8 protein-coding genes and 1 pseudogene are annotated in these 8,729 nt (G+C 59.0%); 6 read left to right on the forward strand and 3 right to left on the reverse strand.

Annotated features, from left to right (window positions below):
- The first annotated feature begins 51 nt into the window (after positions 1–51).
- Genes cbiE through cobM form a run of 3 tightly spaced genes read left to right on the forward strand, consistent with a single transcriptional unit; the run spans position 52 to position 2,417 of the window.
- Positions 52–1,293, forward strand: coding sequence for a precorrin-6y C5,15-methyltransferase (decarboxylating) subunit CbiE (cbiE, locus tag GOB86_RS08895; protein WP_165991985.1), 1,242 nt, complete (start codon positions 52–54; stop codon positions 1,291–1,293).
- Complete coding sequence (locus GOB86_RS08900; protein WP_165991986.1) at positions 1,290–1,661, forward strand: cobalamin biosynthesis protein; 372 nt, start codon at positions 1,290–1,292, stop codon at positions 1,659–1,661. Before cbiE ends, GOB86_RS08900 begins: the two co-directional genes overlap by 4 nt.
- A 3-nt stretch (positions 1,662–1,664) precedes the next feature.
- Entirely contained in the window at positions 1,665–2,417 is a 753-nt protein-coding gene (cobM, locus tag GOB86_RS08905; RefSeq protein ID WP_165991987.1) for a precorrin-4 C(11)-methyltransferase, read from the forward strand.
- On the opposite strand, the gene GOB86_RS08910 is transcribed toward cobM, so the two are convergent.
- Together GOB86_RS08910 and qhpR are read right to left on the reverse strand one after the other, a co-directional pair.
- A complete protein-coding gene (locus GOB86_RS08910; RefSeq protein WP_165991998.1) occupies positions 2,414–3,505 on the reverse strand; it encodes a cobalt-precorrin-5B (C(1))-methyltransferase in 1,092 nt (363 codons plus the stop codon). The two genes, cobM and GOB86_RS08910, sit on opposite strands and share 4 nt — an antisense overlap.
- Positions 3,506–3,588: 83 nt before the next feature.
- A complete protein-coding gene (gene qhpR / locus GOB86_RS08915; protein ID WP_165991988.1) occupies positions 3,589–4,662 on the reverse strand; it encodes an AraC-like transcriptional regulator QhpR in 1,074 nt (357 codons plus the stop codon).
- A gap of 179 nt (positions 4,663–4,841) precedes the next feature.
- Between qhpR and GOB86_RS08920 the strand changes: the two genes are divergently transcribed.
- From GOB86_RS08920 to eat, 3 genes are read left to right on the forward strand one after another with little or no spacing between them, the layout of a single operon-like run.
- Complete coding sequence (locus GOB86_RS08920) at positions 4,842–6,230, forward strand: ethanolamine ammonia-lyase subunit EutB (protein ID WP_165991989.1); 1,389 nt, start codon at positions 4,842–4,844, stop codon at positions 6,228–6,230.
- Complete coding sequence (gene eutC, locus GOB86_RS08925) at positions 6,227–7,024, forward strand: ethanolamine ammonia-lyase subunit EutC (RefSeq protein WP_165991990.1); 798 nt, start codon at positions 6,227–6,229, stop codon at positions 7,022–7,024. The genes GOB86_RS08920 and eutC overlap by 4 nt, the downstream gene beginning before the upstream one ends.
- On the forward strand, positions 7,021–8,364 hold the full coding sequence (gene eat, locus GOB86_RS08930) for an ethanolamine permease (protein ID WP_165991991.1): 1,344 nt from the start codon (positions 7,021–7,023) through the stop codon (positions 8,362–8,364). The genes eutC and eat overlap by 4 nt, the downstream gene beginning before the upstream one ends.
- A 267-nt stretch (positions 8,365–8,631) precedes the next feature.
- Here the strand turns inward: eat and GOB86_RS08935 are convergent.
- Positions 8,632–8,729: pseudogene (locus GOB86_RS08935) on the reverse strand (IS5/IS1182 family transposase); the annotation flags it as partial.

Genomic DNA, 8,729 nt, shown 5'->3' on the forward strand with positions numbered 1-8,729 from the left:
AGCAAGTAAAGGCCACCAAGCCGAATTGTTGTGTGCCGGAAAGGGTCAATAATGTCTGATGACCATGCCCATGGACCGGCCCCCTGGCTGAGCGTGATCGGGGTGGGGGAGAATGGTCTGGACGGGCTGAGTGGCACAGCCAGAAGTCTGATCATGCAGGCGGAGTATGTTTTTGGTGGTGCGCGCCATCTGGCACTGGTGGCGCCGCTGCCGCAGGGCCGGTGTGTGGCGTGGCCCACGCCATTTAGTGCTGGGGTGCAGCAGGTTATGGCTCTGCGTGGGCACCGCGTGGTTGTGCTGGCCTCGGGCGATCCGTTTTTCTACGGGGTTGGGGGCGTGCTGGCCCGTAGCCTTGGGGTGGAGGAAATGCTGTGCCTTCCAGCACCTTCCTCCGTGGCACTGGCCTGTGCACGGCTTGGCTGGGCGGGGGAGCAATGCCACGTTGTTTCTGTCTGCGGCAGGCCCATGGCGCGGCTGCGTCCGTTTTTGCAGCCCCGGGCAAGGCTGCTTGTGCTCTCGGCCGATGCCCGGACACCCCGGCAGTTGGCGGAATGGCTGGTAAGCCTTGGTCTGGGCGACGTGCGTTGCCACCTGATGGAGGCCCTTGGCGGCCCTGACGAGCAATGCCGCAGCTTTGTTGCGCAGGACGGTCCGCCAGTAGATGTGGCGGCTCTGAACCTGCTTGCGCTGGAAGTGCCAGCAGATGCGACCGAGCAATGCCTGCCCCGATGCAGCGGCCTGCCCGATAGTTGCTTTGAGCATGACGGACAGTTAACCCGGCAGGAAATAAGGGCTGTAACCCTGTCCGCTCTGGCGCCCCGCGCGGGAGAGTTGTTGTGGGATATTGGGGGTGGAGCGGGGTCTGTTTCCATCGAGTGGATGCTGGCAGGGCAAGGCTGCCGCGCCATAACAATTGAGAGCGCGCCAGAACGCGCAGCCCGCATTGCCCGAAATGCGCAGGCGTTGGGTGTTCCTGATTTGCAGGTTGTGCAGGCCCGTGCCCCAGAGGGTTTGAATGGGCTGGAAACGCCAGATGCTATTTTTGTAGGTGGTGGAGCAAGCCGCGCAGGTGTGCTGGAACACGCATGGGCAGCCCTGCGGCCGGGCGGGCGGATGGTGGTTAACGCTGTGGTGGTGGAAACCGAGAGCCGGCTTGTGCAGGCTGTGCGGGAGTGGGGGGGGCGGATGACCCGTCTTTCCGTTGCGCGTCTGGATGGGGTTGGGGGGTTCCATGCTTTCCGGCCAGCCATGACCGTCACCCAGTGGGTGGCCAGCAAGCCCCTTACCGCATGATTGTGGTAGGTATGGGATGGCGGAAGGTCGCATTGCCGGAGCATGCATTGGAGTTGGTTGCCCGCAGCCTGCATAGGCTGGGGGCCGGAACTCCTGACTATATTGCGGTCCCTGACTTTAAAAATACAGATGATCTGCCCCATGCGGTTGCGCGTATGTGGGGGGCTGGTGTGTTGTGGGTGAGCCGCGCACAACTCCAGCAGATGCAGGCTTCGTGCCCAACTGGTTCGGCCACGGTTATGGGGCATGTAGGGGTTGCATCTGTGGCAGAGGCATGTGCTCTTGCCGGTGCGGGGGCTGGGACACGGTTGTGCCTGCCCCGTCAGGTCTTTTGTGGTGTAACCTGTGCGGTGGCAGAAGGAGATTAGGAAGTGACGGTTCATTTTATTGGCGCAGGCCCTGGTGCTGCGGATCTGTTGACCATCCGGGGGCGTGACCTGCTGGCGTCCTGCCCGGTCTGCCTTTACGCGGGCTCCATTGTGCCGCCGGATATGCTCCAGTACTGCCCTGATGATGCCCGTCTGGTTGATACAGCGCCCATGTCGTTGGATGAGATCGAGGCTGAGTATGTAAAGGCCCACAAGGCCGGGCAGGATGTGGCTCGGCTGCATTCGGGCGACCTGTCCATTTATAGTGCCGTGGCCGAGCAGGTCCGCAGGCTCGAACGCAACAACATTCCGTGGACCATGACGCCGGGCGTCCCAGCCTTTGCAGCTGCGGCATCCGTTCTGGGGCGGGAATTGACAGTGCCCGGTGTGGCGCAGAGCCTGGTGCTGACCCGTGTTAACGGTCGCGCATCCGCCATGCCTGAGCGCGAAAAGCTGGAAGCGTTTGCCACCACGGGGGCAACACTTGCCATCCACCTTGCCGTGCATGCTCTGGGCCGTATTGTGGCAGAGCTAACCCCGTTTTATGGCCCGCAGTGCCCTGTGGCCATTGTTGCCCGCGCATCCTGGCCAGACCAGCTTGTGCTGCATGGCACGCTGGAGAGTATTGAAGCAGAACTGGAACATAACCCGATTGAGCGTACAGCACTTGTGCTGGTCGGCCCCGCCCTTGCAGGCATAGCCGGGCGGGAGAGCGCTTTGTATGACCCGGATTACCGCCGCCGGTTCCGCAGTTAGAGCGGTAAAGGCCCATCCGCCTTGCCCACCAGCGTGCCTGCGCGGTCAAACACCAACACGTCCAGTTCCACGGCGGCGGGGTGCAGGGTATGGTGGGCAACATCCCACGCCTTGTGAGCAATCAGGTTCCCTAAGGGGAAGTTGTGATTGCTGGTTAGCAAAAAAGCTTCCGCAACCGTAGGGCAGGTCTGGATCAGGCCCGGTAGGCCGTCTGGCGCGCCATGTTGGGCTGCCAGTTGGGCCAGAGCGAACATATCCGCCCGGCTGCGGCTGGAATGCAGGTCAAGGCAGCCCTGACCCAGCTTGGTCATTTTGGCAATACCACCAGCAAGGCTCAGGCGCGGGACGGGGTGATGGCGGATATATTTGAGCAGCCCGCCTGCAAAATCCCCCATCTCAATCAAGGCCACATCAGGTAGACCGTACAGGGCCTGTCCCGCTTTTTCGGACACGTTGCCCGTGGCCGCCAGAACATGGTGCAGCCCTTCGGCCCGTGCCACGTCAACCCCACGGTGAATACTCTCAATCCACGCCGAGCACGAAAATGGCATGACAATGCCCGTTGTGCCTAAAATAGACAGCCCGCCCACAATACCCAACCGGCCATTGAGCGTGCGTTGCGCCAGTTCCTGCCCGTTATCAATGCTGATCGTGACTTCCACGTCCGGGGTAAGGCCGTGATTGGCCTGTGTCAGGGCTGTGCGGATCATGGCGCGCGGGGTGGGGTTAATGGCGGGCTCACCCGGCGGTAACGGCAGGCCGGGGCGTGTAATGGTGCCAACACCCGGCCCCGCTTTGAACACAATGCCCGAACCCGCAACACCAGCCCGAACCGTGCAGCGGACCATGGCGCCATGGGTAATGTCCGGGTCATCTCCCGCGTCTTTTATAACCGCGGCACAGGGCGCATCTGGTGTGCCGGAATACTGGCAGAGGCTAAACGTGACGTTTTTGCCAGAGGGCAGGGTAATCCACACGGTTGCAGGGGGTTCGTGCCCTTGCAGGACCAGCCATGCGGCCTTGGCCGCAGCCGTTGCGCAACTGCCCGTGGTCCAGCCACGGCGGAGGGGAGGGGCGGTCTGCTTCATGCCCTGTTCGTGTCTCATATTATGCGTGGTTGATGCAAATATGAATATAGCGGCAGGGGGGCTGCGGGGCTGCTACGGAGCGGTCAGGGCGCGTTAAGCCGGGTTGTTTTGATAAGGTGTTCCTCCCGCCATGCACGGGGGGACAGACCACTCCATTTGCGAAAAGCGCGGCTGAAGGCGCTTGTTTCTGTGTAGCCAAGGGCCATGGCAATTTCCCCCATATCCGAGCCGGACTGGCTGAGGTGGCGGCAGGCCTCGGCGTAGCGCACTTCCTCAAGCAGTGCGCCAAAGGAGAGGTTAACCTGCGCCAGCCTGCGTTGCAGCGTCCATGCTGGCATGTTCATGCTCTGGGCAATGTCGGAAAGTGTGCAGCATCGCTCTGCCAGCCCTGCGCGAATAATGGAGGCAATCTGCTCCTTCAGCGGGGGGGAGGGGGTTGCCTGTCCGTTGCTCTGATGGTTGCACGACAGCGAAATAAGGGAGGCCCGCATGATTTCGAGCATGTTCGCGTTGGCTTTGGGCATGGGGCGCTCCAGCCCCGTTTTGCGGAATAGCAGTGCGTTTGTGGCGTGGCCAAAGCGGATGTCGGCCTGAAAAGCATCCCTGTGCTCATGCGTTTGTTCAGGGCGTTGGTGTTCAAACAGAACAGCCTCGGGCACCCAGTCTTCCCCCATGCCGTGGCGTAGAACATTGCAGAACATGCCCATGGTCAGTTCCGCATCATGCCTGCGCTGGGTAATTGTGGGGTCCTGAATGGCGTATTCCAGCCGGAGCAGGCCATTTTTCTGCTCAATCAATTGCGTGTGCGTGTTGCATTGATGGTAGCCAAAATGGCTGGCCAGATTGCGCACGGCCTCCTCCACTGTAGCGGAAAGGAGGGCAATATACCCCACAAGCCCCAGCATTTCCGGCTGGAACTGCTGGCCAAACCATAGGCCCAGATTGCCATCCTGCGTCTCACGCGCGGCTTCTTCAAACAGGCGGCAATAGGCTGTCAGGTCCAGCCTGTCCGTTGGCAGGGCGAACTGACCGGTGGAAAGGCCGGAACGCCCGGCAATCCGGTCAATATCCCCCCCGCGGGCGGTAATGAACTCTTCAACACCGGTTGCGGCAGCGGCCAGCACACCAGATGTCGGGCTTTGCATCGGGTCAGACATGGCAGGATACGTCTATGTAAGGGTGTAATTTGTTTTGAATGATCAATAAATTGTTTCCTCCAGTCAAGTCCGAAGGTGGGGATGCTGCTATTGTAACGATATCGAACTAAAACGCGAGGTGCTTCGTTCCTGGCCCTTGCGGCAAGAGTGCGCCACGCAGGGGCGGGAGGCTTTGCTAGATGGGATATCGTCACAGACTAGGGGGGGAGAGCTACCATTTTCCTGACCTTAAAACCCTTCTGGCGGTTGCATCTTCCACGCGCTCTGGCGACCAGTTAGCTGGTCTGGCCGCTCAGTCCGATGCCCAGAGAATGGCCGCCCGTTACGCTCTGGCCGATGTTCCCTTGCGCAGTTTTGTCCAGACAGCACTTGTCCCCTACGAGGAAGACGAAGTGACGCGCCTGATCGTGGATACCCACGATGCCAACGCCTTCTCACCCATAGCGCATATGACTGTTGGAGAGTTCCGTGACTGGCTGCTCTCGCACGAGGCGGATACGGTAAGCCTTGCGCGGATTGCGCCCGGTATTACGCCAGAAATGGCCGCTGCCGTAAGCAAGCTCATGCGCAATCAGGATATGATGAGTGTTGCGCGTAAAATTCAGGTTATCACCAAATTTCGTAACACCATTGGCCTGCCGGGTTGCCTGTCCTCACGCCTGCAACCCAACCACCCGACGGATGACCTTAAAGGGATTGCGGCCTCTACGCTGGACGGTCTGCTTTACGGGATGGGGGATGCCGTTATTGGCATTAACCCGGCAACGGATAGTGTTGCCAATGGTCTGGCCCTGCTGGATATGCTGGATCAGGCTCGCCAGCTTTACGATATTCCAACCCAGACCTGCGTGCTGACCCATGTCACCAATACGCTGGAAATCATGAACCGTGGTGGCGCGGTGGACCTTGTTTTCCAGTCCGTTGCGGGCACGCAAAAGGCGAATGAAGGGTTTGGCGTCAGCCTTGCCATCCTGCGCGAGGCGCATGAGGCGGCTCTGGCGCTCGGTCGGGGCACGGTCGGGCAGAACGTTATGTATTTTGAAACAGGGCAGGGGGCGGCCCTGTCCGCTGGTGCTCACCACGGCATTGACCAGCAGACGGTAGAGGCACGGGCCTATGCCGTGGCACGGGCGTTCGATCCTCTGCTGGTCAACACCGTGGTCGGCTTTATTGGTCCGGAATATCTGTATGACGGCAAACAGGTCATACGCGCCGGGCTGGAAGACCATTTTTGCGCCAAGCTGATGGGTGTGCCCATGGGGTGCGACGCCTGCTACACAAACCACGCCGAAGTCGATCAGGATGACATGGACAACCTGATGACCCTGCTGGGGGTGGCGGGTATTACCTTCCTGATCGGGGTGCCCGGCGCGGATGACATCATGCTCAATTATCAGAGCCTGTCATTCCACGATATTCTGACCCTGCGACACATGCTGGGTGCGCGCCCAGCGCCTGAATTTGCCGCATGGCTGGAGCGTATGGGGCTTTACGACCCGCTCGCCAACCAGATGCGCCCACTGGCGCTGGAGCAGACCCCACTTGCCAGACTGATCGGTGCAGCATGACAGAGCACGGCAAACCCGTCGTCCCGACCAATGCTGCGCTGGATGAGTGGCAGCCCCTGCGTGGGCTGACCCGCGCGCGTATTGGCCTTGGTCGCAGTGGCAACGCGCAGCGCACAACGGATGTGCTGGCGTTTCAGGCAGCACACGCGCAGGCGCGGGATGCGGTGCATGCACCATTGGACGTGCAGGGCATGGAACGACAGTTGCATGGCGCGCCCTGCCTGCACGTGCAGAGTCGCGCGGCGGACCGGGCCACGTATCTGCGTCGCCCGGATCTGGGGCGCAGGCTTTGCGAAGACTCTTTGCACATGTTGCGCAAAGAGGAATGGGACGTTGTGTTCGTGGCGGCGGATGGCCTGTCCTCCATTGCCACGCAGACAAACGCCATTCCGTTTTTTCAGGCAATGCAGCCCCTTCTGCGGGGTTGGCGCATTGCCCCTCTGGTGATCGCCACGCAAAGCCGCGTGGCCATTGGGGACGAGATTGCTCAGGCCATGGGGGCCAGACTGGTCGTTATGATGATCGGCGAACGCCCCGGCCTGAGTGTTGCGGACAGTCTGGGCATTTACCTGACATACGCACCGTATGTTGGCTGCCCTGATTCCTTACGGAATTGCCTGTCCAACATTCATGCACACGGCATGACGATACCTGTAGGTGCCAGCAAGTTGGCATGGCTGATGCAAGAGGCAGAACGGCTTGGGCTTACAGGTGTCGGCTTAAAAGACGCAGCACCAGACAAGGTGTTGGGCAAAAACACACTATCTTTACATGATAAGGACACAGACGCATGAGTGAGAGCAGCGGGACTAAGCTCAGCCAGTCTCTCGGTGCCTTCCATTTGTGGGGGATTGCCGTCGGACTTGTCATTTCTGGCGAGTATTTTGGCTGGAGCTACGGGTGGGGAACCGCCGGAACGCTCGGTTTTCTGGTGGCCACCGTTTTTGTGGCGTTGATGTACACCGCCTTTATCTTCAGTTTTACGGAACTGACGTGCTCGATCCCGCACGCAGGGGGGCCTTTTGCCTATAGCTTTCGGGCTCTGGGGCGCTGGGGGGGGCTTATTGCCGGTCTGGCAACTCTGATCGAGTTTATTTTTGCACCCCCTGCCATTGCTCTGGCTATTGGTGCTTATCTGAATGTCCAGTTCCCCGGATTGTCACCCAAGGTGGCGGCTTTGGGGGCCTATCTGGTGTTCATGACGCTCAATATTGTTGGTGTGCATATTGCCGCAACATTTGAGTTGTTCATTACAATTGCCGCTATTATCGAACTTCTGGTGTTTATGGGCGTGGTCGCTCCGGCGTTTACGTGGGACCATTTTCTGGCCGATGGTTGGGGTGGGGCACCGCACTTTGGCTGGCTGGCGTTGGGTGGTATTTTTGCGGCAATGCCTTTTGCCATCTGGTTTTTTCTGGCCGTGGAAGGCGTTGCCATGGCTGCGGAAGAAGCGCGCGATGCACGCCGGTCCATTCCCATTGCCTATATTGCTGGCATTCTGACCCTTGTTACACTTGCCTTTGGTGTCATGATTTTTGCTGGTGGCGTTGGTGACTGGCATGCTCTTTCCAACCTGAATGATCCATTGCCGCAGGCCATGAAGCAGGTTGTCGGGGCGCATAGTGGCTGGCTGCACATGCTTGTCTGGCTGGGGCTGTTTGGGCTCGTGGCATCCTTGCATGGTATTATCATGGGGTATGCGCGGCAGATGTTTGCGCTGGCGCGTGCCGGATTTTTGCCCGAAGTTCTGGGGCGGCTGCATCCACGCTTTAAAACCCCTTATGTGGCAACGCTGGCCGGTGGCGCCATTGGAATTGCGGCCATTTTTTCAGATGATCTGATTAGTATTCAGGGGCAGTCCTTAACGGCAACTTTGGTAACCATGTCCGTTTTTGGTGCGCTGACAATGTATATGCTGAGCATGATCAGCCTGTTCCGTCTGCGTCGGACCGAACCTGATCTGGTGCGCAGCTACAAGGCCCCTCTGTATCCTGTTCTGCCGGGGTTTGCCCTTGTCGCGGCGTTAATTGCTCTTGCTGTCGTTATTTATTACAACATCGAAATATTTATTATATATTCAGGGATCATGCTGGTTTGTACAGTATTTTTCATGAGTAAGTTCAAAAAAGAATGAGCCGAAGACACAAGACTTAGTTTTCTTTCTTGGATTGGAATTGTTGTGATGCGTAAAAACTTTGTTCAGGAAGTCAATTTCCTTCTTGCCGCGTGTGTGTCAGGCGGCTCATTGCTTGCGTCGTATGCTCATGCGGCAGAAACCGGGGTCGCTCCTGCGTCGCTGAACTCCGCTCAGGTTGTTAACGCGCCGATCAGCGCACCGCCAGAAGCAGAAAAAGCCGCAGGCACTCCCTCTGATGGGGAGGAGGTTCCCTCAGAGCCTGAATCAGAAAGGGGTTTGATTGATTTTTCGCAGAACTCTGCGGATATGGGCAATCATCAACCACGCGTGGGATGACGAGATTGTTGCCTCGACATCCTTCG

Origin of the sequence: Acetobacter lambici, assembly GCF_011516885.1 — a bacterium.
Lineage (GTDB): Bacteria > Pseudomonadota > Alphaproteobacteria > Acetobacterales > Acetobacteraceae > Acetobacter > Acetobacter lambici.